24 protein-coding genes are annotated in these 26,284 nt (G+C 64.0%); 14 read left to right on the top strand and 10 right to left on the bottom strand.

Features of this window, described 5'->3' with window-relative positions; all coding sequences use genetic code 11:
- Nucleotides 1-59 precede the first annotated feature (59 nt).
- Genes KG088_RS02335 through KG088_RS02320 form a run of 4 tightly spaced genes read left to right on the top strand, consistent with a single transcriptional unit; the run spans nucleotide 60 to nucleotide 4,820 of the window.
- Nucleotides 60-1,007: an ABC transporter permease gene (locus tag KG088_RS02335; RefSeq protein WP_213823865.1), complete on the top strand. Its 948-nt coding sequence runs from the start codon at nucleotides 60-62 to the stop codon at nucleotides 1,005-1,007.
- On the top strand, nucleotides 1,004-2,914 hold the full coding sequence (locus KG088_RS02330; protein WP_213823864.1) for a dipeptide/oligopeptide/nickel ABC transporter permease/ATP-binding protein: 1,911 nt from the start codon (nucleotides 1,004-1,006) through the stop codon (nucleotides 2,912-2,914). Before KG088_RS02335 ends, KG088_RS02330 begins: the two co-directional genes overlap by 4 nt.
- A complete protein-coding gene (locus KG088_RS02325; protein WP_213823863.1) occupies nucleotides 2,911-3,933 on the top strand; it encodes an ABC transporter ATP-binding protein in 1,023 nt (340 codons plus the stop codon). Before KG088_RS02330 ends, KG088_RS02325 begins: the two co-directional genes overlap by 4 nt.
- Complete coding sequence (locus KG088_RS02320; protein WP_213823862.1) at nucleotides 3,930-4,820, top strand: FadR/GntR family transcriptional regulator; 891 nt, start codon at nucleotides 3,930-3,932, stop codon at nucleotides 4,818-4,820. Before KG088_RS02325 ends, KG088_RS02320 begins: the two co-directional genes overlap by 4 nt.
- Before the next feature lie 9 nt (nucleotides 4,821-4,829).
- Here the strand turns inward: KG088_RS02320 and KG088_RS02315 are convergent, their stop codons facing one another.
- The 4 genes from KG088_RS02315 to KG088_RS02300 all read right to left on the bottom strand — a co-directional run bounded on the left by KG088_RS02315 (nucleotide 4,830) and on the right by KG088_RS02300 (nucleotide 8,818).
- A complete protein-coding gene (locus tag KG088_RS02315; RefSeq protein WP_213823861.1) occupies nucleotides 4,830-5,876 on the bottom strand; it encodes a zinc-binding metallopeptidase family protein in 1,047 nt (348 codons plus the stop codon).
- Nucleotides 5,877-5,892: 16 nt separating this feature from the next.
- Nucleotides 5,893-7,182, bottom strand: coding sequence for a TRAP transporter large permease (locus KG088_RS02310; RefSeq protein WP_213823860.1), 1,290 nt, complete (start codon nucleotides 7,180-7,182; stop codon nucleotides 5,893-5,895).
- Nucleotides 7,175-7,723 (bottom strand): TRAP transporter small permease, encoded by a 549-nt coding sequence (locus KG088_RS02305; protein ID WP_213823859.1) that lies wholly within the window; start codon nucleotides 7,721-7,723, stop codon nucleotides 7,175-7,177. Before KG088_RS02305 ends, KG088_RS02310 begins: the two co-directional genes overlap by 8 nt.
- 117 nt (nucleotides 7,724-7,840) lie before the next feature.
- A complete protein-coding gene (locus tag KG088_RS02300) occupies nucleotides 7,841-8,818 on the bottom strand; it encodes a TRAP transporter substrate-binding protein (RefSeq protein ID WP_213823858.1) in 978 nt (325 codons plus the stop codon).
- Nucleotides 8,819-9,042: 224 nt separating this feature from the next.
- Between KG088_RS02300 and KG088_RS02295 the strand changes: the two genes are divergently transcribed.
- Both KG088_RS02295 and KG088_RS02290 read left to right on the top strand, forming a co-directional pair.
- A complete protein-coding gene (locus tag KG088_RS02295) occupies nucleotides 9,043-9,819 on the top strand; it encodes an SDR family NAD(P)-dependent oxidoreductase (RefSeq protein WP_213823857.1) in 777 nt (258 codons plus the stop codon).
- 41 nt (nucleotides 9,820-9,860) lie between these two features.
- A complete protein-coding gene (locus KG088_RS02290; protein WP_213823856.1) occupies nucleotides 9,861-11,066 on the top strand; it encodes a CaiB/BaiF CoA transferase family protein in 1,206 nt (401 codons plus the stop codon).
- A gap of 3 nt (nucleotides 11,067-11,069) precedes the next feature.
- Here the strand turns inward: KG088_RS02290 and KG088_RS02285 are convergent, their stop codons facing one another.
- Both KG088_RS02285 and KG088_RS02280 read right to left on the bottom strand, forming a co-directional pair.
- Nucleotides 11,070-12,356, bottom strand: coding sequence for an ArgE/DapE family deacylase (locus KG088_RS02285; RefSeq protein WP_213823855.1), 1,287 nt, complete (start codon nucleotides 12,354-12,356; stop codon nucleotides 11,070-11,072).
- A 12-nt stretch (nucleotides 12,357-12,368) separates the two neighbouring features.
- A complete protein-coding gene (locus KG088_RS02280; RefSeq protein ID WP_213823854.1) occupies nucleotides 12,369-13,055 on the bottom strand; it encodes a GntR family transcriptional regulator in 687 nt (228 codons plus the stop codon).
- Nucleotides 13,056-13,229: 174 nt separating this feature from the next.
- Between KG088_RS02280 and KG088_RS02275 the strand changes: the two genes are divergently transcribed.
- The 8 genes from KG088_RS02275 (at nucleotide 13,230) to KG088_RS02240 (ending at nucleotide 22,358) form a co-directional block, all read left to right on the top strand.
- Nucleotides 13,230-14,783 carry an ABC transporter substrate-binding protein gene (locus KG088_RS02275; RefSeq protein ID WP_213823853.1) on the top strand — a complete coding sequence of 518 codons (1,554 nt, stop codon included), beginning with the start codon at nucleotides 13,230-13,232 and terminating at the stop codon, nucleotides 14,781-14,783.
- Between the two features lie 97 nt (nucleotides 14,784-14,880).
- Nucleotides 14,881-15,858 (top strand): ABC transporter permease, encoded by a 978-nt coding sequence (locus KG088_RS02270; RefSeq protein ID WP_213823852.1) that lies wholly within the window; start codon nucleotides 14,881-14,883, stop codon nucleotides 15,856-15,858.
- Complete coding sequence (locus KG088_RS02265) at nucleotides 15,855-16,691, top strand: ABC transporter permease (protein ID WP_213823851.1); 837 nt, start codon at nucleotides 15,855-15,857, stop codon at nucleotides 16,689-16,691. Before KG088_RS02270 ends, KG088_RS02265 begins: the two co-directional genes overlap by 4 nt.
- A gap of 22 nt (nucleotides 16,692-16,713) precedes the next feature.
- Nucleotides 16,714-18,327, top strand: a complete 1,614-nt coding sequence (locus KG088_RS02260; protein WP_213823850.1) for an ABC transporter ATP-binding protein — start codon at nucleotides 16,714-16,716, stop codon at nucleotides 18,325-18,327.
- A gap of 85 nt (nucleotides 18,328-18,412) precedes the next feature.
- Nucleotides 18,413-19,807, top strand: a complete 1,395-nt coding sequence (locus tag KG088_RS02255; RefSeq protein ID WP_213823849.1) for an FAD-binding oxidoreductase — start codon at nucleotides 18,413-18,415, stop codon at nucleotides 19,805-19,807.
- Between the two features lie 8 nt (nucleotides 19,808-19,815).
- Nucleotides 19,816-20,748, top strand: coding sequence for a DMT family transporter (locus KG088_RS02250; RefSeq protein ID WP_213823848.1), 933 nt, complete (start codon nucleotides 19,816-19,818; stop codon nucleotides 20,746-20,748).
- Nucleotides 20,745-21,191 (top strand): GNAT family N-acetyltransferase, encoded by a 447-nt coding sequence (locus tag KG088_RS02245; RefSeq protein WP_213823847.1) that lies wholly within the window; start codon nucleotides 20,745-20,747, stop codon nucleotides 21,189-21,191. Before KG088_RS02250 ends, KG088_RS02245 begins: the two co-directional genes overlap by 4 nt.
- Before the next feature lie 69 nt (nucleotides 21,192-21,260).
- Nucleotides 21,261-22,358 carry a pyridoxal phosphate-dependent aminotransferase gene (locus KG088_RS02240; RefSeq protein ID WP_213823846.1) on the top strand — a complete coding sequence of 366 codons (1,098 nt, stop codon included), beginning with the start codon at nucleotides 21,261-21,263 and terminating at the stop codon, nucleotides 22,356-22,358.
- 84 nt (nucleotides 22,359-22,442) lie between these two features.
- On the opposite strand, the gene thpD is transcribed toward KG088_RS02240, so the two are convergent.
- From thpD to KG088_RS02220, 4 genes are all read right to left on the bottom strand, one after another.
- Nucleotides 22,443-23,360 carry an ectoine hydroxylase gene (gene thpD / locus KG088_RS02235; RefSeq protein WP_213823845.1) on the bottom strand — a complete coding sequence of 306 codons (918 nt, stop codon included), beginning with the start codon at nucleotides 23,358-23,360 and terminating at the stop codon, nucleotides 22,443-22,445.
- Between the two features lie 118 nt (nucleotides 23,361-23,478).
- On the bottom strand, nucleotides 23,479-24,267 hold the full coding sequence (locus KG088_RS02230) for a cytochrome c oxidase assembly protein (RefSeq protein WP_213823844.1): 789 nt from the start codon (nucleotides 24,265-24,267) through the stop codon (nucleotides 23,479-23,481).
- Between the two features lie 68 nt (nucleotides 24,268-24,335).
- Nucleotides 24,336-24,779 carry a DUF2243 domain-containing protein gene (locus KG088_RS02225; protein WP_213823843.1) on the bottom strand — a complete coding sequence of 148 codons (444 nt, stop codon included), beginning with the start codon at nucleotides 24,777-24,779 and terminating at the stop codon, nucleotides 24,336-24,338.
- Between the two features lie 97 nt (nucleotides 24,780-24,876).
- On the bottom strand, nucleotides 24,877-26,280 hold the full coding sequence (locus KG088_RS02220; protein WP_213823842.1) for an amidase: 1,404 nt from the start codon (nucleotides 26,278-26,280) through the stop codon (nucleotides 24,877-24,879).
- Nucleotides 26,281-26,284 lie beyond the last annotated feature (4 nt).

Genomic DNA, 26,284 nt, shown 5'->3' with positions numbered 1-26,284 from the left:
CCACACCGAGGCCAACCTCGCTGTCTCGAACTATGTTGCCTCAAACCACGGAGCCGCCCATGCTTCGCTATGCCTTGCGCCGCCTGCTGATGATCCTGCCGGTACTGCTCGGTCTTTCGCTGATCGTCTTCGCGATCATGTCGCTGATTCCGGGTGACCCGGCCCGCGCCATTCTCGGCTCCTATGCCACACCGGAGAATCTCGCCGAACTGCGTGCCGACCTGGGTCTCGATCTGCCGGCGCCGCAGCAATACCTGGTCTGGCTCGGCAATATCCTGCAAGGCGACCTGGGTCGCTCTTACTCGCTCAACCGACCGGTGCTCGACGAGGTGCTCGAGCGCTTCGGCGCCACGCTGATTCTCGCCGGCACAGCGCTTGTGATCTGCATCGTGGTCGGCGTGGCCGCAGGTATCGTCTCCGCCGTGCGCCAGTACGGATGGAGCGACAGAATCATTACCTTGCTGGTGCTGGTAGGGATTTCGGTGCCGGCCTTCTGGCTCGGCATGCTGATGATTCTGGCCTTCGCCGTGGAACTACGCTGGTTTCCTGCCAGCGGCATGACGGCGGTATATGGCGGCGGCGGCGTGCTCGACATCCTTCACCATCTGGTGCTTCCCGCCCTCGCGCTGGCCGTCGTCGCCGCCGGGGTGATCGCCCGCCTGACGCGCTCCAACATGCTCGAGGTCATGCGCCAGGATTACATTCGCACCGCCCGTGCCAAGGGGCTGGGCGAGGGTCGCGTGGTGATGCGTCACGCCTTCAAGGTGGCGCTGGTCAACCTGATCCCGGTCATCGGCGTGCAGGCCGGCTTCGTGATCGGTGGCGCGGTCTACATCGAGACGGTCTTCCAATGGCCCGGTATCGGCCGGATGCTGGTCAATGCCATCTCGACCCGCGACCTACTACTGGTCCAGGGCGGCGTGCTGGTGGTGGCCGCCAGCTATGTGCTCTTCAACCTGTTCGCCGATCTGCTCCAGCACTGGCTCGACCCGAGGATCAGGGCATGATGGCCTTCCTCACGCTTCTCGCGCGCAATCGCCTGGCCGCCTTCGGGGCAATCGTGCTGGCGCTGCTGCTTCTGCTGGTCCTGATCACGCCCTGGCTGCCACTGCTCGACCCCGACGTCACTCAGCCGGCCAATCGCTTGCGGCCACCCTTCTCGCCGGACCATCTGCTGGGTACCGATGCGCTGGGGCGAGACATTCTCTCCCGCCTGCTGTGGGGAACGCGCATCAGCCTGGCCGTCGGCATCGCCGCCTCATTGGTGGCCGCACTCGTCGGTTCGCTGATCGGCATCGTCGCCGGCTACTTTGGGGGGCGTACCGACAACCTGATGATGCGCGGCATCGACATGCTGATGGCCTTTCCCTACATCCTGCTCGCCCTGGCGATCGTGGCGGTGCTGGGGCCGGGTCTGATGAACGCGCTCTACGCCATCGCCATCGTCAATATCCCGTTCTTTGCCCGCAATATTCGCGGCGTCACCGTGGGCATCGCCCACCGCGAATTCATCGATGCCGCGCGACTCTCCGGCAAGGGCAACCTGCGAATCCTGACCAGCGAGCTACTGCCCAATGTCCTGCCGGTGATCGTGATCACCATGTCGACCACGGTGGGCTGGATGATCCTCGAGACCGCAGGGCTGAGCTTCCTCGGCCTGGGCGCCCAGCCGCCCCAGGCGGATCTCGGCTCGATGCTCGGCGAGGGGCGCAAGATGATGCTCAACGCGCCCCATGTCGCCATGCTGCCGGGGCTGGTGATCTTTATCCTGGTGATGAGCATCAATCTGCTCGGCGACGGCATTCGCGACGCACTCGACCCGCGCCTCAAGTCCGGCGCGCTCTCGCGCCCGGCGCCGATCACGCGTATTCGCCGCCAGCCGGGACATGCCGATTCACAAGACGGCCCCGACGACAACGCCTTGCTGACGGTCGATGAGTTGCATACCGACTTCGAGGTCGGCGAGCAGACCTACCGCGCGGTCAATGGGGTGAGCTTTGCCATTCGTCCCAACGAATGCCTGGGGCTGGTGGGCGAGTCCGGCTCCGGCAAGTCGGTGACCGCGCTGTCGCTGCTGGGGTTGGTCGCCTCGCCGCCCGGCGTGATCACCCGGGGCCGGGTGTCGTTGGCCAAGCGAGACCTGCTGGGGCTCTCGGCCGGGCAACTGCGCAAGATCCGCGGCAAGGATGTCGCCTACGTCTTTCAGGACCCCCTTTCCACCCTGCATCCGCTGATTCGCGTCGGCGATCAGCTGATCGAGGCGATCCAGCTGCACCAGCCGCTCTCGAAGGTCGAGGCGCGCAAGCTTGCCGTCGAACTGCTCGGCCAGGTACGCATCCCCAATCCGGCCCAACGAGCCGACCAGTATCCCCACGAACTCTCCGGCGGCATGCGCCAGCGCGTGGGCATCGCCATGGCGCTGGCCAACGACCCGCAGCTGATCATCGCCGACGAGCCCACCACCGCGCTGGACGTCACGGTTCAGGCACAGATCCTGGCGCTGATCCAAAATCTGCGCGACACCCAAGGCACCGCCGTGCTCTTCATCACGCATGACTTCGGCGTGGTGTCCCAGGTCTGCGACCGAGTGGCCGTAATGTATGCCGGGCGCATCGTCGAGATCGGCTCGACCGCCGAGATTCTCGACACGCCCCGCCACCCCTATACGCGTCGCTTGATCGATTGCGTGCCGCGCCTGGGGGAGCCGGATAACGAGCCGGCGGCGATTCCCGGCCTGCCCCCGGCCGCCAACGCCCTGCCGGAAGGCTGCGCGTTCGCCGATCGCTGCGACCTCGTCGAGCCGGCCTGCCGGCGCGGCGACATCGAGCTCATCGCCACCGATGCCGACCGCCGGGTGCGGTGTATCAAGCCGCTCGGCATCGCCGATCCCACGACGCAGGGAGTGACGACATGAAGCCGCCCCTACTCGAGATTCGCGGGCTGACCCGCACCTTCGGCGGCGGGCGTCGCTGGTTTGGTCCCGACCGCCCAGGTGTCCAGGCCGTGCAGGGCATCGACATGGACGTCGCGCGTGGCGATACGCTGGGCATCGTCGGCGAGTCCGGCTGCGGCAAATCGACCCTGGCGCGCATGCTGGTAGGGCTGGATACGCCAACGGCCGGCACCATCCACTATCGTGGCGAGGATCTGCAGAACCTGCGCCGCCTCGACCGTCATGCCCTGTCGCGGCGCATCCAGTACGTGTTCCAGGACCCGCTGAGCTCACTGAACCCGCGCAAGCGCATCCGCGAGATTCTTGCCGCCCCGCTTCGCCACTTGCGCGGGCTGGAAGACCGAGAGCTCGACACACGGCTCGGCGAACTGATGGAAGTGGTCAACCTGCGCCCGGAATTCATTTCCCGCTACCCGCATGAATTCTCCGGCGGGCAAGCCCAGCGCATCGGCATCGCCCGGGCGCTGGCCGCCGAACCCGAGGTCCTGGTACTCGACGAACCGGTCTCGGCGCTGGATGTCTCCATCCAGGCCCAGGTGCTGAAGCTGTTGCGGCGCCTCAAGGATGAGTTCGACCTGACCTATCTGTTCATCAGCCACGACCTGTCGGTGGTCGAGACCATCAGCGATCGCATCGCCGTCATGTACTTCGGGCGTGTCATCGAACAGGCACCGTCGCGTCAGCTATTCCGCTCTCCTGCGCACCCCTACACCCGGTTGCTGCTCGGCAGCGCGCCGATTCCCGGCGGCCCGCCGATCCAGGCGGAATCGGGTGATGCCGAGCTTCCCGACCCGCTCGCCCCACCCCCAGGTTGCGCCTTCGCCCCACGCTGTCCCCGGGCCCGCGACGACTGCCGGGAGAGCGTGCCGCCGCTTGCTCCCTTGGCGGATCGCCACGATCAGCTGGCCGCGTGCCGCTACCCTGTCGAGGGGCCATGGCGGCGTCGTGCCACCCAGGCGGTGGCGGAAGGTCGCGAATGAACCGACCCACGCACCAGCCCAACCGTCGCAAGCGCACCGAGGTGATCGGTGAAGCCATCAAGGAGTACATCGCCGGGCATGGCCTCAGGCCAGGCGACCGGCTGCCCCAGGAATCGCATCTGATCGAGGCCCTGGGCGCCTCCAAGGGCACCATCCGCGAAGCATTGCGGGGCCTGGAATCCCAGGGGCTGCTGCAGACGCGCACCGGACCGGGCGGTGGCGCCTTCATCGCCGAGGTGAGCGACGACCGCACCATGGAACTGCTCGGCAACTACTTCTTCTTTCGCCCACCGACGATCCACGATATCTACGAGGTCAGGAAACAACTGGAGCCCACCCTGGTGGCAAGTCTCGGCGGCGTGCTCGACGACACCGCGTTCGCACACCTCGAGGCGGTCATGGCCTTCTACGACCATCCGCCTGCCTCGCTGGAAGAAGAGCGCCTGCAACGCATCAAGGAGCTGGAGTTCCATCTGCTGCTCGTCGACTACTGCCCCAATCCGCTACTCGCCTTGATGTGCCGCTTCCCGATTCGCCTGTTGATGGGCCTGACCACCTGCCAGCGCATCTACCAGCAGCCCTATCCCGAGCTGCGCCGCCGTGGGCACGATTATCAACGCCAGCTGCTTGGCGCCCTGCGCCAGGGAAAGATCGACGAGGCACGGGCCGTCATGGCCGACCACATGCACACGGCTCAGGCGCTGATGGAATCCCGCGAAGCGATGCTCGACAAGGCGTTCTTCAAGGCGGGCATGGCATCAACCGACGGCCCCAGCCGTGAATACCTGGCACTGCGCGACTTGTCACATCATCCCTTCTCCCATCGACCCGGCTTCTCATATCGCCCCGGCGAGGCCGGGCATGACCCCGACACACTGGACCGATGACTCAGTCGATCACCGGGAGAGCGCACCATCCCTCGGGACTGCCAACCACAGCCCCACCAGCCGGGAAAGTGCCATCAAGGAGTCGATGTGCACCCGCTCCCAGCCATGAGAAGCATCGGCCCCGAAGCAGGCCAGCGCATTGCGTAGATCCATGCCGGCTTGGGATGCCGAATCGCCATCACAGTAATAGTGGGGAAAACAGTCACGGCGATGGGCAATGCCGTGCTGCTCGCAGAGTCGCAGCAGCGCCTGTGTAGCCCGCGGATGCAGCGGCCCCATTGAGTCCATCATGGCGATGGTGACGCCATCATGGCAGAGGTTCTGGCCTTCGCCCTGAGCGGCGATATCCAGATTCAGCACCTCCTCGATGCCCTCGAGCATCGTCCAGCTCACGCCGATGCCCAGCTCCTCGGCACAGGAAAACACCAGTCGCGTGCCTTTCACGCTCGCCCCCGCCCGCAGCGCCGCCAGGATGCAGGCAATCGCCCCCTTGTTGTCGAGATGTCGGGCATTGATAAAGCCGGTATCGGTGACGCGTGCCTGGCTCTCGATGCTCACCAGACTGCCCACCTCGATGCCCTGCCGAGCCAGACCAGAGGGAGAGGTATCGACCAGATCGAGACGCAGCTCGAGGTGATCCCATGCCGAGGGCTGCGCGTCCACCGCCTCGTTGTACACATGCCCCGAGGCCTTCAGCGGCAGCAGCGTCCCCAGCGCAATGACGCCCTGTTCGTCACCGTGAACCCGCACCCTGGCCCCATCGGCGAAGCGGGCATTCCAGTGGCCGATCGGACGCACCGCCAGTCGTCCACTGGACTTGAGCGCCACCACCATCGCCCCCAGCGTATCCAGATGGGCGGTGATCGCGCGGCGTGGCGAATCGCCGGACTGTTGTGCCAAGAGGTCGCCACGCACCGTACGCGTCACCGCCAGGCCGGCGGCTTCGAGCCGTGGGGTCAGCCACGCTTCCATCGCCTCGCCATGCAGCGAGGGCGAAGGGATCTCCAGCATCTGGGTCAGACAGTCGAGGAGATAGTCGGCGTCAGGCAGGGACATGGTCGTCTCCAGAGCGTCAGTAACCGGTCAGGTTAGGCAACCAGGTGGCAAGTCCCGGGACGGCGATCAACAACAGGATGGTGGCAACGATAGGAATCAAGAACGGCAGCACGGCCATGACCACCTGGCCGTAACGTAGACGGGTGATCCCTACCATCAAAAAAAGCACATTGCCGAAAGGCGGCGTGATGACGCCGACCGACAGGGTAATGACCATGACCACGCCGAAGTGCAGGGGGTCCAGCCCAACGCTCAACGCCGCGGGCACCACGATGGGGGTGAAGATCAGGATGCTTTCCACCACCGACATGAAGCAGCCAATCAACAGGAAAAAGATGGCAAATCCCAACAGCAGCAGGATGGTCGGCAGATCGAGGCCGGCCACCTGGGCCGCCAGGGCCTGCGGGATGCCGATACGCACCAGGATCCAGCCATAGAAACTCGATACGGCAATGATCACCAAGATTGCCACGCTGAACATCAGCGTGCGCCGAAAAGAGCGGTAGAGATCGCGAAAGGACAGATCACGATACACCAGCACCCCCAGCACAATGGCATAGAGCGAAGCCACCGCCCCGGCCTCGGTGGGCGAGAAGAAACCACTCCAGATCCCGCCAACGATGATGATCGGCATCAGTAACGGCAGAACGGCGCGACGCCCGGTGCTTAGTACCTCGGTCACATCGAACGGCGTCGGCTCGGGCATTTTCACCCTTCGCGACAGCACCAGCGTCATGCCCATCAGCAGGATCGCCATCAAAATGCCCGGCAGGATGCCCGCCATGAACAGGGCGCCTATACTGACATTGGCGAGCCAGCCGTAGACCACCAGCGCGATACTCGGCGGCAGGATAGGGCCGATGACACTCGATGCGGCGGTCACCCCGGTGGAATAGCCCAGGTCATAGCCGCGCTCCTTCATCGCCTGAATCTCGATACTGCCCAGGCCCGCGGCATCGGCCACCGCAGTGCCCGACATGGTGGCGAAGATCGAGCTTGCCACCACATTGGCATGGCCCAGCCCGCCCTTGGTAAAGCCGACCAGTGCGGTCGCGAAATCGAATATCCGCGTGGTAGTCGACCCGGTGTTCATGATGTTGGCGGCGAGAATGAACAGCGGGATCGCCAGCAAGGTGTAGTTGTTGAGCGTCTGCACCATACGCAGTGGTAACAACTCAACGGGAAACCCCGAGGCGCTGGTCACCGCCAACGCGATAAATGACGTCACTCCGATAGCCACAACCACCGGCAAGCCGACGATCATCAGGAACAGCAGGCCACCAACGAAGATCAACAGTTCAAGCATCGGGATGCTCCTCGTTCATGTCGGCGACGGAACGCCACGTCACTTCACCGCGCAGCGCCTGCCAGAGAGAGAGCACCGTCATGCCGGCGAAGCCGATCAGGATGCCGTAATACAGGTAGCTGAAGCTGATACCCAGCGACACGGTACGGTTGTAGGCGCTCGACTCGGCCATCAACCAGGCGCCCCAGGCGGCCAGGGCGAAGAAACCGCAGGAAATGATCGCACAAAGACGAAACTGTACCGCTCGCGCGAGTTTCGGCAGCCGGTGACTGAACAGGTCTACCGCCAGATGCTCACCGCGCACCCAGGCGGACAGCGAGCCGACCCCTACGGCATAGATCGCAAGCATGGAGGCCATCTCCTCGGTCCAGGGCAAGCCGAGCCCCAGCACGTCGCGCATCGCCACCGCTGCCACGAGCATCAACAGCACGCCGGCAAGCAGCAACACCCCGATGACGTCGCACGTCAGGGTCAGCCATTTGAGAAGTCGAAAGGCCACTCGGTCGATGGCACTCGTCGGAGCAACGGAATCGTGAAACACGTAATTCGCCCCCTAAGTATCGTAAGAAAAACATCGTCGGAAATACATCGTCACAAGGAACAGCGGCGCCCGAAGGCGCCGCTGCATATCAGCCATGTCCGACACGCTAGCAGGACATCAACCTTCGTCACCCAGCGCGTCGTCCATGACCCCATCGGCCATCTCGGAAAGAATACGCTCGATCGCCGGCCGCGCGGCGTCACGGAAGGGCTCTACATCGGGCTCGATGATCGTCATGCCCTCCTTCTGGAGTTCCTCGAGGTAGAACTCGTCGAGTTCACGCTCACGCTCGGTGCCGTGCTGGCGCGCCACGTGAATCGCCTCGGTGAGCACTGCCTGATCGTCCTCGTTCAAGCCTTCCCACCAGCTCTTGCTGGCCACCCAGTTCCACGGGAACATCACATGGCTGGTCATGATGATATGACTCTGGACTTCCCAGAGACGACGGGTATAGGGCGAGGAAAGAGAATTCTCGTGCCCATCGACCTGACCGGTCTGCATCGCCAGATATATCTCCGGCGCCGGCACGTTCACCACTTGAGCGCCGATCTCCTCCCAGACCTCTAGCCACACCGGCAGCGCCGGCAGCCGCAGACGGAAACCGTCGAGATCCTCGGGCGACTGGATCTCCTGATTGGCGGTCATGTGCCTCGGGCCACGATGCTGGGTGCCGAAATATTTCAGCCCACCACGGTCCTCGGCAAGTTCGATCAATGTCTGGCCCGACGGACTCTCCATATAAGCGTCGACCTCGTCCCAGGTCGAGAATACGAATGGCACGGTGATGGCATCGTAGTCCGGTGCGTATTGCTGACGCCAGTTGCCCCCGGTAATCGATAGCTGGGTTTCGCCCAGCTTGAGCAGTTCGAGCACGGCGTTCTCGCCGCCCAGCGAGCCCGCCAGGAAGGGACGGACCTCGAAGCGACCCGGGGCCTCTTCTTCAAGATATTCGGCGAAACGTTCCACGGCGGCACTTTCCGAGCCACCTTCACTCATGGTGTTGTTGACCTGAATCTCGATGGTATCGGCGAGCGCGAACGGCGCGGCCGCAAGGATGCCGAGGCTAGCCAGCGTGGTGATCAGAGATTTCCGCATTGCGTACTCCATGATTGTTTTGTCATGCGTTGTTTTCGTTATGGTTATCGTTGAGGAAGAAAGACGTCGCCAATGACGATACCTGATAATGCCCCGGCCCGCCTGGGCTCTGCCAATATAACCGCCGCCATCCGCGACTAAAGGTTAATATACCGACCTCCCTGCCTCGCTCTTCATTAAGCCTTGTCGACACGCGTCGGCGTCCTTTTCCAGGAGCATTCACCATGCACGACACCCGCCACCCTGTCGCTTTCATCACCGGCGCCACCTCGGGCATCGGGGAAGCCTGCGCCCACCGCTTTGCTGCCGCCGGTTGGTCGCTGGTGCTCACCGGGCGTCGCGGCGAGCGGCTCAGCGCGTTGCAGCAGGCGCTGGAGAGCCAGGTACCCGTGCATGTCGCCGAACTCGACGTGACCGACCATGAGGCTGTCGCCGATGCCATCGAGTCGCTGCCGAGCGCCTTTCGCCATGTCACGCTGCTGATCAACAATGCGGGCCTCGCTCTCGGCAAGGGCCCCGCCCAGGACGCGGACCTCGCCGACTGGCACCGCATGATCGATACCAACATCAAGGGCCTGGTCAATGTCACCCGGCTGCTGTTGCCCCGGCTCATCGAGACCGGCCCTGGCGCCACGGTGATCAACATCGGCTCTATCGCCGGCCACACGCCCTATCCGGGGGGTCATGTGTATGGCGCCACCAAGGCCTTCGTCGAGCAGTTCAGCTATAACGTGCGCTGCGATGTCGGGGAACACGGCGTGCGCGTGACCGACCTGGCACCGGGGATGACCGAAAGCGAGTTCACCCTCGTGCGCATGAAGGGCGATCATTCGGTCGTCGATGATTACTACAAGGGCACCCAGGCGCTGCAACCCCGTGATATCGCCGAGCAGGCCTTTCATATCGCCATGCTGCCCGCTCACGTCAATATCACCCGGCTGGAAGTCACGCCAGTCTGTCAGCAGTGGGCGCCCTTCCGAATCCTGCGCGATGACAGCTGACGTGATGACAGCTAACGCAATGACAACTAAGGAGTAGACGCATGACCACCGCGACGACTCGCCGGCTTCCCCTGGAAGGCCTCAAGGTACTGGAGCTGGGTCAGCTGATCGCCGGTCCCTTCGCCACCAAGCTGCTCGGTGAGTTCGGCGCCGACGTGATCAAGATCGAACCGCCCGGGACCGGCGACCCACTTCGCAAATGGCGAATGATCGAGGATGGCACCTCGCTCTGGTGGCATGTGCAGACGCGCAACAAGCGTTCCGTCTCCCTCGACCTGCGCTCCTCGGAAGGTCAGGCGCTGGTGCGCCGACTGGCCGGCGAGGCCGACGTACTGGTGGAAAACTTCCGTCCCGGCACTCTCGAGACGTGGGGGCTTGGCTGGGAGACGCTTGCTGCCGATAACCCGGGCCTGATCATGGCGCACATCTCTGGTTACGGCCAGACCGGCCCCTATCGCGACAAACCCGGCTTTGGGGTGATCGGCGAGGCCATGGGCGGCCTGCGCTACCTCACCGGACAGCCCGGCGAGCCGTCGGTGCGCGTCGGCGTCAGCATCGGCGACTCGCTCTCGGCGCTTTACGCGGTCATCGGTACCCTGCTGGCCTTGCAGGAACGCCAGCGAAGCGGCCTGGGCCAGGAAATCGACGTCGCGCTCTACGAATCGGTCTTTGCCATGATGGAAAGCCTGCTGCCGGAATTCGACGCCAGCGGCGAGATTCGCCAGCCCAGCGGCAGCGCGCTTCCCGGTATCACGCCATCCAATGCCTATCGCTGTCGCGACGGCGACTATGTGCTCATCGCCGGCAATGGCGACAGCATCTTCAAGCGCCTGATGCACGAGATAGGACGCCCCGATCTCGCCGAGGAACCTGAGCTGGCCCATAACGATGGCCGCACCCGACAGGCCCGGATGATCGACACCGCCATCGAGGCGTGGACCCATGAGCGCGCGCGTGACGAGATCCTCGCAAGGCTGGATGCCGCCCGGGTGCCGGCCGGCTTCCCCTACACCGCCGCCGATATCGCCAGCGACCCACACTATCTGGCCCGGGAGATGATCCAGACGTTCACGCGGCCCAGCGGCAAGCCACTCAAGGTGCCCGGTGTATTACCCAAGCTGAGCGCCACGCCCGGCCGGTTGGGCAGCGGGGGGCCCGAGCTCGGAGCGCACACCGAGGAGGTGCTCGACGAGCTCGGCATCGACGCCGACACGCGCGCCAAACTGCGCCAGGCCGGCATCATCTGACACTCAGGAAGATGTTTGGCGATGCAATGCCGACCCGGTGATACCCCAGCGACAGAGAAACAGCGCATAGGCCTTGAGCGTGTGACGAATCGACTCGATGTCCACACGCTCGTCGATGCCGTGGATGTGCTCGGCCACCGGGCCGTAGCAGGTCCCGGTGACGCCCGCGGCGACATGAAAGGCACGCAGGTCGGTGGTGCAGGTTGAGAGGTAGTGCTCGGCGTCGCGGCCGGTAAGCTCACGGTGACAGGCTTCCAGCAGGCTGACGCCGGGGCTTGCCAGATCGACGAGATGTCCTTCCGAGCGAAAGCCATGAAAGCTCACCCGTGGTGGCGCACCGGGGAGATCGAGCCGCGCATGAGCGTCTTGCACCGCATCGACCAGACGCTGCATCACACTCGCCGGTGAGGCCTCCGGCGCGAAGCCGATACGCCCCTCGATAATCGCGTGGGCGGGCACGCTGGACGCCCAGTTGCCGCCTTCGAAACGACCGATATTGAGATTGAAGGGGTGCGCCAGGGCATCATAGGGCGGCCGCCGTTCGGCATTGAGCTCTGCTTCCAGCGCCTTGAGCGCGGGAATCAAGCGCTGCATGGTCTCGATGGCGTCGCTGCCGGCGGAGGTATCCAGCACGTGGGCCGGCACGCCGTCGACGCGGATGCGAAAGCGCACCACCCCGGTCTGCCCCGAATAGATGCGCGCGCCGAACGGCTCGGGGATCAACACGAAATCGCCGCCATGGCCACGGTGGATACACGCCAGGGCGCCATTGCCGCTGCACTCCTCCTCGATCACCGTCTGCAGGGTGAGGGGCAAGCGGGTCTCGACGCCGGCCTGGCGTACCGCATGAACCGCCATCACCATCGCCGCGATGCCGGCTTTCATGTCGCCGGCACCACGTCCGTAAAGCCAGCCATCCTGCTGCCAGGGCTCCCAGGGCGGCCGAGTCCAGGTATCGGTGGGCTCCGCCGGCACCACGTCGAGATGGCCATTGAATACCAGGTGAGGCCCGTCGGCCTCGGGGTTGAGCGCCGACACCAGGTTGTAGCGATTCTCCAGAGGCCAATTCACCGGCGCATGGTGCGGATTCTGCGCCAGCGAGGGGTCATCGAGCGGGACGCGCTCCACCGGCAACCCAAGGCGCTCGAACCACCCTTCCATAACCTCCAGCACCCCGCGTTCCTGGCCGAGCACGCTGTACTCGCGGACCAGGTCGCGCGTCATGTCCAGTGTCTGGTCGAAGACCTCGTCGCACTGCGCCAGCACCCGGCGTTCGCTATCCTGCAACATCGTCGACTCCTCTCAGGTTCGTGATTCCGCCACGGCCTTGATCACATAGTCCCGCGCCACCCCGATATGATAATCGACGGCCTCACGGCAGCGCCTTGCATCCCCGCTTTTCAGCGCGTCGAGCAACAAGTGGTGGCAATCGGCGATGCTGTCGGGGTCCTCGTGGGTCTTGGTGATCAGGGTGATACAAAGGCGCAGCTCATGAGACAGCGCATCGAAGGACTGGAGCAGCCGACGATTGCCGGTCCAGGCGATCATCAGGCGGTGAAAGGCCAGATCCTCCTCGATGCGCTGGGTCTCGTCGCCGTGGCTGGCCGCCTCGCAGAGCCTCTCGACCTGGGATCGCAGCGAGGCCTCGATCTCATCGGTGAAAGAAGCGGACAGCCGCTCCGTGGCATGACGTTCCAGACATAATCGCATGTCATAGATATCGTTCAGTTCACTCGCATCCAGGGCACGCACGAACACGCCCTTGCGCGGCTTCGACACCAGCAGACCGCGACTTTCCAGCAAGCGTGCCGCCTCACGAACCGGTGCACGACTGACGCCCAGGTCGCGTGCGAGTTGCACTTCGGAGAGTCGTTCTCCCGGTGCGAAACGCTGGCCGATAATCGCCTGCGTCAGGTAATCGGCGACCTGATCGACAAGATTGGTCGGCTGAATGAAGGCGCCACTATCGGTCGCAGTCGTTCGAGGCATTGCGCCGCGTTCCTTTCATTGTCATGAGGGTATATTTTGCATGAAGGCAGGGATTCAGTATGGCGGAAATGAATAACTTGTCGACTGTCGACAGCTTGGATTGCGCCTGCTAGCTTCAAACAAGGTGAGCTATAACTTCCAGTGTGATTACAACAAACAATCGAGGAATGCTTCATGAAGACTCCCCTTGCCTTGGCGATCACCGCTGCGGCCATGACCGCCACGTCTGCCGTTGCCCAGGAGCCTCAATACGGCGGGGTGATCGATACCGTCATCCAACCGGAACCCCCCGGTCTGGTGTTGGGGATGATCCAGAACGCCCCGACTCGCACGGTAGCCGGGAATATCTACGAAGGCCTGATGCGCTACACCACCGACCTGGAACCCATCCCGCAGCTCGCCACGGAATGGGAGGTCAGCGACGACGGCCTTACCTGGACCTTCCATCTGCGCGAAGACGTGACCTGGCACGACGGTGAGACATTCAATGCCGAGGACGTGGTGTTCTCGGCGGACGTCTTTCATCGCGATCTCAATCCCAGTGCTCGTGCCGTGTTGCAGCACATCGAATCCATCGAGGCCATCGACGACTACACCGTCGAATTTACCCTCACCGAACCCTTTGGTCCCTTCCCACTGTCCTTCGAGGCCGGCACGTTCACCATGGTGCCCGAGCATATCTACGCCGGTACCGACTTTCGCAACAATGAGGCCAACAATCACCCCATCGGCACCGGGGCGTTCAAGTTCGACGAGTGGGACCGCGGCACGGTCATCAAGCTGGTCAAGAACGAGGATTACTACGAGGAAGGGTTGCCCTACCTGGATGGCATCAACTGGCACATCATTCCCGATGGCGCCTCACGGGCCATTGCCTACGAGAACGGCACGGTGGATGTCCTGCCCTACGGCACCGTCGAGAACTTCGACATCCCGCGTCTCACCGAGATGGACAACACCTGCGTGACCGAGGAAGGCCACGAATACTTCAGCCCCTTCGCCATGCTGTGGATGAACAATCGCGAAGGCCCCACCGCCGACAAGCGCTTCCGCCAGGCTGTAATGTACGCCATGGACCGCGAGTTCGCCCGCGATGTACTCTGGAATGGCCTGGGCAAGGTGCCGCTCGGCGCCTTCGGCTCCAATGCCAAGTTCCAGAACGACGATCTTGAACCCTACGATCATGACCCGGAAAAGGCCCGCGAGCTGCTCGACGAAATGGGCTACGACGGCGAGGAGGTTCGCCTGCTGCCGCTCCCCTACGGTGAGACCTGGACGCGCTGGGCCGAAGCCGTGCAGCAGAACCTGAGAGAGGTCGGCATCGAAGTGACCACCGAGGCCACCGACGTCGGCGGCTGGAATCAGCGACTCGGCGAATGGGACTTCGATCTGGCCTTCACCTACCTCTACCAGTACGGCGACCCGGCGCTCGGCATCTCGCGCACTTATCTCTCCAGCAATATCGAGAAAGGCTCGCCCTGGAACAACGTCGAGGGCTACGAGAACGAGAAGGTCGATGAGCTGTTCAACGAGGCGGCGACAGCCTACCCCGAAGAGGAGCGCGAGGCGCTGTATCACGAGGTCCAGGAAATCCTTCAGGAAGACGTGCCGGTGGGCTGGTTGCTGGAACTCGGCTTCCCGACGGTCTACCGCTGCGACGTCAAGAATCTGGTGACCTCCGGCGTCGGCGTCAACGACAGCTTCAAGGACACCTGGCTCGATCGTTGATGATCAGCTCATCGCGTGAAAAAGGGCGGCGCTCGCCGCCCTCAACTTTCACGACGATTTTCACCACGCTAGCCCCTACGTCGTCAGAGGCAACCCCATGCTCTACGCCCGCTTGATCGCCTCACGTCTCTTCAAGGCAGTGATCGTGCTGTTCATGATCATCATCCTGAATTTCTTTTTGATCCAACTGGCCCCCGGCGACCCGGCTGCCATACTCGCCGGTGAGGCGGGTGCCACCGATGAAGAGTTCCTGCGCCAACTGCGCGAACGTTTCGGGCTCGACCAGCCGCTCTACGTCCAGCTCTGGCGCTACGTCTCGGGGGTCGCCACGCTCGATTTCGGTTACTCCTATCGCCAGCAGATGCCGGTACTCGACCTGATCCTGGCACGGCTTCCCGCCACCCTGCTGTTGACCGGCACGGCCTTCGTGCTGTCACTGGTGTTGGGCATCGTCGCCGGCTCGCTGGCCGCCGCGCGCGTCAAGAAGCCCTCCGGCTCCATCATCATGGCGCTGGCCCTGTTGTTCTACGCGACACCGCTGTTCTGGGTCGCCCTGATGTCGGTGGTGGTCTTTTCGGTCTATCTGGACTGGCTGCCCGCCTATGGCCTGTATACCGTCGGCGCCGGGCATACCGGCTTTGCCCTCGCGCTCGATGTCGGCAAGCACCTGATTCTGCCCGCGACGACCCTGGCGCTGTTCTTCATGGCGATCTATACCCGCATGACCCGCGCCTCGATGCTTGATGCCAGTCAGCAGGATTTCGTCAAGACCGCCCGCGCCAAGGGGCTGAAGAACAGCGTCATCCAGCGACGGCATATCCTGCGCAACGCCCTGCTGCCGATCATCACCCTGGCCGGCCTGCAGGCCGGGCAGATGGTCGGTGGTGCCATCCTCACCGAGACGGTATTTGCCTGGCCCGGCATTGGCCGGCTGATGTTCGAGGCGCTGCAACAGCGCGACTACAACCTGCTGCTCGGCATCTTCTTCTTCTCGGCGGCCCTGGTGATCGTCTTCAACATCATCACCGACCTCGTCTACGGCCTGGCCGACCCGCGCATCAAGGGGGGTTCATGAAATTCCTCGCCCGTTTTGCCCAGAACCGCGGCGCCCTGATCGGGCTGATCATCCTGGTGGCGATCATCCTGATGGCGATACTCGCCCCGCTGGTGTTTCCCGAATCGCCCTGGCGCATGGTCCAGCGGCCCTTCCTGCCGCCCCTCGAGCAGGACGGGTTCCCGCTCGGCACCGACACCATGGGCCGCAACGTGGCATCAGGCCTGATGCATGGCGCCTGGGTGTCGCTGCTGATCGGCCTGGTCTCGACCACGGTCGCGCTGGCCATCGGCGTACCGCTGGGCGCCATCGCCGGCTACTACGGTGGCCTGATCGACGACGCCCTGATGCGCTTCACCGAGTTCTTCCAGACCATCCCCAATTTTGCCCTGGCCATCGTGCTGGTCGCGATCATGCAGCCCAGCGTGACCTCGATCGTGCTGGCCATTGCCCTGGTCAGCTGGCCACCGGTCGCTCGCCTGGTGCGCGCCGAGTTCATGTCGCTGCGTCACCGCGAATATGTCGAGGCGGCGCGGCTGGTCGGCCAGGGCGACCTGACCATCATCCTGCGCCAGATCCTGCCCAATACCCTGTCGCCGATCATCGTGCTGGCCTCGCTGATGGTCGCCACCGCGATTCTTCTCGAGTCGGCCCTGTCGTTCCTGGGGCTGGGCGATCCCAACGTGATGTCCTGGGGCTACATGATCGGTGCGGCGCGCACGGTGATTCGTCAGGCCTGGTGGCTGAGCTTCTTTCCCGGCGTGGCAATCCTGCTGACCGTGCTGTCGCTCAACCTGGTCGGCGAAGGCCTCGACGACGCCTTGAACCCCAAACTCGCCCGCGAGCGTCAGTAGTCGCCTGGCCCAGGAGATTTCCATGAGTGATCCGGTACTGAGTATTCGCGGCCTGACCCTGGCCCTGCCCAAGGGCGCCGATCGCCCCTACGCCGTCGAGGACGTCAGCTACGATGTCCACGGCAGCGAGATCCTGTGCGTGGTGGGAGAATCGGGTTCCGGCAAGTCCATGGCCGCCAATGCCGTCATGGGCCTGCTGCCCAAGGGGGTGCGAGCCACCGGCGGCGAGGTGATGTTCGATGGGCAGAACCTGCTGACCCTGACCGAGAAACAGCATCGCGAACTACGCGGGCTGCGCATCGGCATGATCTTCCAGGAACCCATGACCGCGCTGAACCCGCTCATGCGAGTCGGCGCCCAGATCGGTGAGGTGTTCGAGGCGCACAACAAGCTCACCCCGCCAGAGCGCCAGGCGCGTGCACTGGAGCTATTGATCGAAGTGGGCATTCCCCAGCCCGAGAAGGCCATTCGCGCCTACCCCTTCGAGCTCTCCGGCGGCCAGCGCCAGCGGGTGATGATCGCCATGGCGCTGGCGCTCGAGCCGGAACTGCTGATCGCCGACGAGCCGACCACGGCACTCGACGTGACGACTCAGGCGCAGATCCTCGAGCTGATCGCCGACCTGCAACGACGCCATGGCATGGCGGTGATGTTCATCACCCACGACTTCGGCGTGGTCGCCGAGATCGCCACCCGCGTCTGCGTGATGCGCGAGGGACGCATCGTCGAGCTCGGTACGGCCCGCGACGTGCTGGAAAGGCCCCAGCATGACTACACCCGGGCGCTGATCGAGGCGATCCCCGGCAATCGCATTCCCGAAAGCCGTTATCTGGACCCGCCAACGCCGCTGCTCGAAGTCAGCCATCTGCACAAGGTGTTTCGCTCCCGCGGTGGGCTGTTCAAGGCGTCACGCGAAGTCCACGCCCTGGACGACGTCAGCTTCATTCTCGCCCCGGGCGAGACCCTCGGCGTGGTCGGGGAGTCGGGCTCGGGCAAGTCGACGTTGGGCCGCTGCGTGGTGCGTCTGGAACGTCCCGACAGCGGCACCCTAACGCTTTCCGGTATCGATCTTTCATCGCTCAAGGGCGAGGCCCTGCGGCGCGAACGCCGGCGCGTGCAGATGATCTTCCAGGACCCCTATGCCTCGCTGAACCCGCGTACCCGGGTGGGCATGGCCATCGCCCAGGGCCCGATCGCCAATGGCGTTGCGCGCGACAAGGCCCTCAAGCAGGCCGACGAGCTGCTCGAACTGGTCGGGCTGGGCGGCGTCGCCGATCGTTTTCCCCACGAATTCTCCGGTGGCCAGCGCCAGCGTATCGGCATCGCCCGGGCGCTGGCGCTCGACCCCGAGCTGATCGTCGCCGACGAGGCGGTCTCGGCGCTGGATGTCTCCATCCAGGCGCAGATCCTCCATCTGCTGGAAGACCTCAAGCATCGGCTCTCGCTGTCGCTGCTGTTCATCACCCACGACCTGCGGGTCGCCGCGCAGATCTGCGACCGGATCCTGGTCATGCAGAACGGCCGTATCGTCGAGCAGGGCAGCGCGCGCGACGTCTTCCTCAACCCCCAGGCGGCTTACACGCGCGAACTGCTGGCGGCCATTCCGGGGCGCGAGCAGGCACTGGCGAGCGCCTAAGTCCGATCGACAGCGCTCGGTGCTCACGCCGTTTCGCTAAGCAAGGGACGACATGCGAAAGCTCGACATAAAGGAAGGAAGACCGATGGACGCCCTGCTGACCGACATCGAGGCCCTGGTAGGCTCGGGCAACGTCCTGACAGGCGAGGATGTCAGCCGGCGTTCGGTGGACTGGCTCAGCGGCGCGCCGTGTCGGGCGCGGGCGATTGTGCGACCCGCTTCCCCCCAGGAGCTCGCGGCGGTGATGCGCCTGTGCCATAGCGCACGTCAGCCCGTGGTCGCTCATGGCGGCCTCACCGGCCTGGTGCAGGGTGCCGACGTCGACCCCGACGAGCTGGCCATCTCGCTGGAACGCCTGACCACCATCGAGCATGTCGACACCATCGGCGCCACCCTGACCGTGCAGGCCGGCGTGCCCCTGCAGGCCGTTCAGGAAGCCGCAGAGGCGGTGGGTCTGCAGTTTGCGCTCGACCTGGGGGCCCGCGGCAGCTGCACCATCGGCGGCAACATCGCCACCAACGCCGGCGGCGTGAGGGTGATCCGCTACGGCATGATGCGCCAGCAGGTGCTGGGGCTCGAAGCCGTGCTCGCCGACGGCACCGTGGTCAGCTCGATGAGCCGCATGCTGAAGAACAACGCCGGTTTCGACCTCAAGCAGCTCTTCATCGGCAGCGAAGGCACGCTGGGGATCGTCACCCGTGCGGTGCTTCGCCTGCATCCGGCAACGCCCGACGTGCAGACCGCGCTGGTGGCCTGCGACTCCTTCGCGGCGCTCACCGGCCTGCTCGCCCGGATGGGCAATGCGCTCGGTGGCAGCCTGGCGGCCTTCGAGGTGATGTGGCAAAGCCACTATCGACTGCTGACCACCGAAAGCGGTCGGCATACGCCGCCGATTGCCCCCGAGGCGCCCTTCTTCGTCATCGTGGAATCGCTGGGCCACGACCCGACGCATCACGCCGAGCTGTTTTCGGCCTCGCTGGAAGCCGCGCTGGAAAGCGAGTTGATCAACGACGCCGTCATCGCCCATTCCGCTGCCCAACGACAAGGTATCTGGGCGATACGCGAGGACATCGAGGGACTGATCGCGGCGCTATCGCCCTTGCTCGCCTTCGACGTGAGCCTGCCGATCCACGCCATGGCCGACTACATCGACGCGCTGGAGCCGGCGCTGATTCACGAATGGCCCGGGGCGCGTCTGGTCACCTTCGGCCATCTCGGCGACGGTAACCTGCATCTCTCCATCAGCGTCGGCAGCGCCGATCCCCAGACCCGCCAAGCCGTGGCGCAATGCGTTTATACGCCCCTGGCGGCGCTGGGCGGCTCTGTATCGGCCGAACACGGCATCGGCCTGGAGAAGCGCGATTACCTGGCACTGTCGCGCACGCCCGAGGAGATCGCCCTGATGCACACGCTCAAGCACGCCCTCGACCCCCACCACCTGCTCAATCGCCATAAGGTGCTGGCCGCCAACCCCGGATGAACCGCCGCATGTCCCATCCCCTCGCTCAGCGACTCCAGGGCGCCCTGGTCGACCGTCCACTGCTCGGCTCCCTGATGCTGATCGGCGCCATCGGCCTGTTCTGGGGCGGCAACTGGCCGGCGGTGCGCTTCATCCTCATGGATCTGCCCCCCTTCACCCTGCGGGCGATCGGCTTCAGCGCCGGGGCCATCATGCTGCTGGGCTGGGCGCGCCTCAGCGGCCTGGCGCTTCGCGTTTCGCGCAAGGAGTGGCCCTGGCTCGTCGTCACGGGCCTGTTCACGATTCTCGGCTTCAACCTGGCCACCGCCTTCGCGCAATTACGCATGCCGACGTCCCAAGCGGCGATCATCGCCTTCACCATGCCCTGCTGGGCGGCGCTGATGGCCTGGGCGCTGCTCGGCGAGCGCATCAGCCGACGTCAGTGGCTGGGGCTCGCCACCGGTCAGACGGGATTGATCGTGCTGCTCGGGCCAACCGCGCTTGAGGCGGGCATCGAGGAGCTGATCGGGCCCATGATCGTTATCGGCGCGGCACTCTCCTGGGCGCTCGGCACCGTGTTGATCAAGCGACGCGGCCGCTGGGAGAGCCATCCGGTGGTCATCACCGGCTGGCAATTCGCCATCTGTGCGCTGCCGATGCTCTGGCTGATGGCCTGGCGAGAATCGCCCCCGCCGATCAGCGCCTGGCAGGACAGCACCTGGCTGGCGCTGGGCTATCATCTGGTGTTTTCTATATGCCTGGCGCAGATGCTGTGGTTTCGCAACGTCAATCGCCTGACCCTGGCACAATCGACCATCAGCACCCTGATCATTCCGGTGGTCGGTGTCGGCAGTGCCATCGTGCTGCTCGACGAGCCGTTCACCCTCAGGGTCCTGCTGGCTCTGCTGCTGATTCTCGGCGCCATCGCCATCGTCATGCTCAACAAGAGGCCTAGGCCATGACCCTGCAACTCGCCACGCCCACCCCCGCCGACCGGCCCGACTGGACCCGGCTGTATCACGGCTATGCCACGTATTACGGCATGCCCATGAGCGACACTATCCTGGCAACCGTGTGGGACTGGCTCCAGGCGCCCGACGAACCCTTGCAGGGGCGCCTGGCGCGAAACGACGAGGGCACGGCGATCGGGCTGATGCATTTTCGCGCCATGCCCTCGCCGCTGCGCGGGGCAAAAATCGGCTTTCTCGATGACCTCTACATCGATCCAGACCATCGCGGCGAGGGAGCCGTGGACATCATGCTCGAAGCCCTGCGTGAGGAAGCCCGCCACCAGGGATGGCCGTTCGTGCGCTGGATCACCAAGGAACAGAACTATCGCGCCAGGGGGGTCTATGACCGCCACGCCACGCGAACCGACTGGCTGACCTATCAGCTCGACGTCTGACGGCAACTCAACGTCTGACGTCTTCATCGCTACATCGCTCATTACTACCGGCATCACACAGGAGACCCCATGCCCCGCTATCCCGATCATCTGCAAGGCGACGGCCCGAGCAATCCTTTTCCTGGCATCAAGGTGCTGGAGCGGCGCCTGGGACGCGAGATTCCCCACCGTCTGGGTTCCAACGAGGGGCTCGACATGCCCCATCGCGCCCTGCGCGCGCACTTTGGCGACGCCATGGTCGAACACGCCTACAGTTATGGCGATGCCGAGGCACTCGGGGTGCGTCAGCGGGTGTCGGAACAGCAGGGAATTCCGCTCGAGGCGCTTCTCGTCGATGCCGGCGCCGATAGCCTGATCGCCCTGGCCCTGCGGGGTCTGGCGCCCATGGGCAACACGGTGATTGCCAGTGCCGGCACCTATCCCACCTTCGGCTATTTCGCCCAAGGGCAGGGTTGCGAGCTGTTGGAAGTCAGCTACGACAAAGGTCCCGGACACCTGGCGCCCGACCTGACGGCCTTGAAGGGCCTGGCGCTTGAACGGAAAGCACGTCTGGTCTACCTGGCCAATCCCGACAATCCCACCGGCCATCTGCATTCCGACGCAGCGATTCGCGACCTGCGCGCCGGCCTGCCCGAGGATTGCTGGCTGTTGCTCGACGAGGCCTACCATGATTTCCGCGCCGATGCCGACTCACCCTTCAGCCGCGAGGTACTGCCCGGCGTCGTCCGGCTGAGGACGCTCTCCAAGGCCCACGGCATGGCCGGGATGCGCATCGGCTATGCCATCGCCGAACCCGAGACCCTCGCGGTGCTGATGAAAGTGCGCATCCATTATGCCGTGTCGACCCTCACCCTGGCCGCCGCGGAAGTGGTGCTCGATCATCCGGAGGAAACCCGGGCCCACATCGATGCCGTCTGTGAGCGTCGCGAACGGCTGGCCGATCACTTTCGCGCACTGGGCGCCGATGTGCTGCCCAGTGCCACGAACTTTATCGGTATTCGCATGGCCAACGCGGTATTGGCCAAGCGCGTTCACGCGGAACTGCTGGACGCCGGCAAGCTGATCGCCCGACCCGCCCATCCTGAGCTCGGCCACGTGCTGCGCATCACCGCCGTGGAAGACGCCTTGGTGCCCGGCAGGCTATCGATACTCGAGGAAGCGATTTAGCACTCCAAAACAGTCGAGTCGCGACTGGCGAGTCGCGACTAACGGTTGGGTGACGGGGAGTGGCAATAAGGTGAGGGAAGTGGACTAGAACGCCTCGTCATTGGGTTCGAGCGGGTCCCAGTCGGAGCGGTTAGCCAGGAACTCCGGCCGCGGACGATTACCGCAGAAGGGGTTCTCGAGAGTGTTCTCGACGCTGTTGTAAACGAAGAACAGATTGCTCCGCGGCCAACAGGACATATTGATATTCGAGCCGTGCATGGTATTGCACTCGAATATCACCAGCGAGCCGGCCGGCCCCTTGGGCGCCACGATATCGTTCTCCAGCATCAACTCACGCAGGCCGCTCGCCGGGGGCACGCCGACTTCCTGGCTCTTCAGTGATTCCTTGTAGTTGTCCTCGGGCGTACGGCCGACACAAGGCACGAAGTAACGATGCGAACCGGGTATCAGCATCAGCGGCCCATTGAACTCGCCATTATCGGTAAGCACGATGGAACAACTCAGGGCCCGCATACGCGGCATGCCATCTTCGCTGTGCCAGGTCTCGAAGTCGGAATGCCACTCGAACCCCTTGCCCTTGAAACCGGGCTTGTAGTTGATCCGCGATTGATGGATATACACGTCGCTGCCCAGCAACTGCTTGACGATGGCCAGAAGCCGCGGGTCCCGGGTTAGCTTGCTGAAACGCTCGGACACGTCGTGAATGCCGAAGATGGTACGAATTTCTTCCCGCCCGGGCTCGAGTATCGTGCCCTCGGAAAGCTTCAGGTCGGAATCGTCCTCGTAGTCGCGGAGTTCCTGAAGAAAGGCTTCCATCTTCTCGCTGTCATAAAAGCCTTCGAACGACAGGAAGCCATTCTTTTCGTAGTCAGCAATTTCAGCCTTGCTCAATGGCCCGTCCGAGAGCTGGGACTCATCGCCATAGACCACCGGGTCGATACGCTCGAACATTCCCAGCTTTCGCTCCAGGCGAGTGGGAAAGAGATCTTGGGTATTTCGCATGCCATATTCCTTTATTAGCAATACTGTGATTGATACGTATTTCTCCCTGCCAAAGGTAACGATGATGCGATCATCCATCAATGCTGAATTGGCTCATCACATTACGCACTCGATGCCTTCAGCGAATATGCCGACTGCTGTGAACCCCAGGCGTCAGGCGAACGACCCGTGGAGCGGTCTTCCCGTACCAGAGGGCAAAAAAGGCCAGTGCGAGCAGGCCTTCGGCAACATCGCCTCCGTAGTACATGAGCTGGGCAGCCGCCTGAATCTCTTCGATCCCATGAGTCGTGTGGCGTGGCCATTGATAGCCATACATCAGCTTGCCGAGCATCGCATGCGCGGCAATCGATAGAAAAAGAACGCTCCCTCTGACACGCAGGCTCACCGTGTGCGGCGACACATCGGGCGCGGCCAGGATCGACCAGCAGAACAGGTACCCGGCAATCAGGAAATGCCCCAGCATCCAATAGTGCAGCCAAGGCGTGTGCATCGACGCGGCAAAGAGCGGCGTCAGATATAAGACATACATGCCACCGATGTTGAGGAGCGCGGCACTGACGGGATGCGACAAGCGCCGCGCCGGCGACGATTGCAGCAGGCCAACGAGACCTCGCGCCGCAGCGACGGGCAGCACACGCAGCATTAACGTCACGGGAGCGGAAAGCACCCAAGCCAAGGGCACCAGCATGCCGATCGCCAGGTGCTGGGCCATGTGGCCCACCAGGTCGTGATGCGCCCACCGCATGACAGGCGCGGACAACGCCACCCCCAGCAGCAGACTGCCGGCGACCAATGAAAGCTGGCGCCAGACGCTCCAGTGCTTACCGGCCTGCGACTGACGGCGGGCGGCACGCAGATAGACAATCGTGCCGATGGCGATAATGGAGATGGCAATCGTGGAAGGCACGGGCCCGCTCCAGTCGACTCAGAAAGTTCTCTATGAAACCCGGTATGAAAACAAGTAACACAACGGGTTCATGCACGACGTACATGGCGGCGATACAGCCCTATGCCGATCAATAACAGCACGAGGCCGGAGGCTATCCAAGTAACGTCATAGACGAGCAAGTCCACGTCATAACGAATCTGGTGGATGCGCAGTATCTTGTGGCTGACGACGCCATCGAATAACTGAAAACCACCCGCACCGATGAAAAAGCCCGCCCAGGCCAGGCGAGCGATCAAGCGCTGTTGAAGAGCGAGAACGATCAGGAGGAAAAACCCCGCCACCAGCGCCATCAACTCCATAGCGTGCAAGAGGCCGTCAGAGACGATGCCAATCGCTGGGGTGGCGTGATCGAAAAAGTGATGCCACTGAAGTAACTGGTGAAAGATAATTTCATCGACGGCCGCCATGGTGCCGATCCCCACGAGTGCGGCATACCCGCAGGACCGTCTCGAATGAGCGGTAGTCGTCATCTCATCTCCTTGAGTTCAGCCTTTCCCTATTTCCCGTCGATGCTCGCCGATTCCCACCGACCATCATGCGCGGCATCGCCACGCATGAAAAGCTTGCTTAGCGCTCCCAGGGCGGCACCCCAAGAATCTCGAGACCGTTGCCGAGCTGGTTTTCGATGGCCTGCCCGAGCGCCAGCAGGCGCGCGTCTTGCCAGGGCGCGGCCATCACCTGCAAACCGACCGGCATGCCCGCCGCGTCCTTGCCCACCGGCAAGGTCAGCGCGCAAAGCCCCATGAAGTTGCCCACCACGGTATTGCGCAGCGCGTGCATGTTGGCCTTGGGGTAGGCGCCTTCCTGCTTCAGGCTCGCAAGCGTCGGGGGCGTGATGGCAACGGTCGGCGACAGCAAGGCATCGACCCCGGCCAGGCTTGCCGCGGCACTGGCACATAGCGACTCGATCACGCCTCGTCGACGCACGTATTCCCAGGCCGGCATGTCATCGGCGGCCTTGACCCGGGCCGCCACATTGGGATCGAGCGTGGCGATCATCTCGGGCAGCTCGGTATGCAGGAAGGCCGCCAGCTCGACTGCGGCCAGGCCGCCCTGTTGGAACAGCGCGAAGGTTTCGTCGGTCCGGGGCAGGTCAAGCTTGACGATCCGCGCCCCGGCGGCCTCGAGCTGGCGTATCGCCGCCTGAACCGCCTCGGCGATGCCCGGGCTGCAATCGTCCCAGAAGAAGGCCTCGGGCACCCCGAAGGTCAGGTCCGCGAGATCGGGCGTTGCCGGTATGCCGGTTCGTTTACCGGCCAAATCGCCGTCGAGGGCCGCAAAGGCGAAGGCCAGGTCGTCGACGCTACGCGCCAGCAAGCTGGGCGTATCCAGGGTCGTCGACAACGGCACGATCTGCTGGGTCGACCAGCGCCCCGCGGTAGTCTTGAGCCCCGCCACCCCGGTCATCGAGGCGGGAACCCGCACCGAGCCAGCGGTGTCGGTCCCCAGCGCCAGCGCAGCGGTGCCGCTGACCAGCGAGACCCCGGCGCCCGCACTCGAGCCACCCGGCGCGCGGTGGTCGCGCAGATCCCAGGGATTGCGCGGCGCGCCCCAGTGCGCATTGGTGCCCAGGCCGCCGAAGGCGAATTCCACCGTGTGCGTCTTGCCCATCACGCTGGGCAATTGGCGCATCAAGGCCGAGATCATCGGGCCGGGCCGCTCCCAGCGCTCGGGCAGGCGCTGCGATGACCCGGCGTAGGTCGGCAGGCCCGCCACGGCGTAGATATCCTTGATCGAGATCGGAATGCCCATCATGGCACCGCTATCGCCGCCACCGGCGAGGACCGCGTCGGTCGCCGCCGCGGCTTTCACCGCCGCCTCACCATTCCAGGTCACATAGGCATGGTCGTGCTCGCCGCGCCGGGCAAAGTTCGCGGCCGCCGCCTCGGCGAGTTGCGCAGCACTCAAGGTGCCGCTGCGCAGCCTGGCGTGCTGCTCGCGCAGCGGCAGGAAGATCGGGGCATCGTGCATAGCG

This window comes from Halomonas jincaotanensis, assembly GCF_018448785.1.
GTDB lineage: Bacteria > Pseudomonadota > Gammaproteobacteria > Pseudomonadales > Halomonadaceae > Halomonas > Halomonas jincaotanensis.
This window is presented reverse-complemented; position numbering and strand designations above follow the sequence as displayed.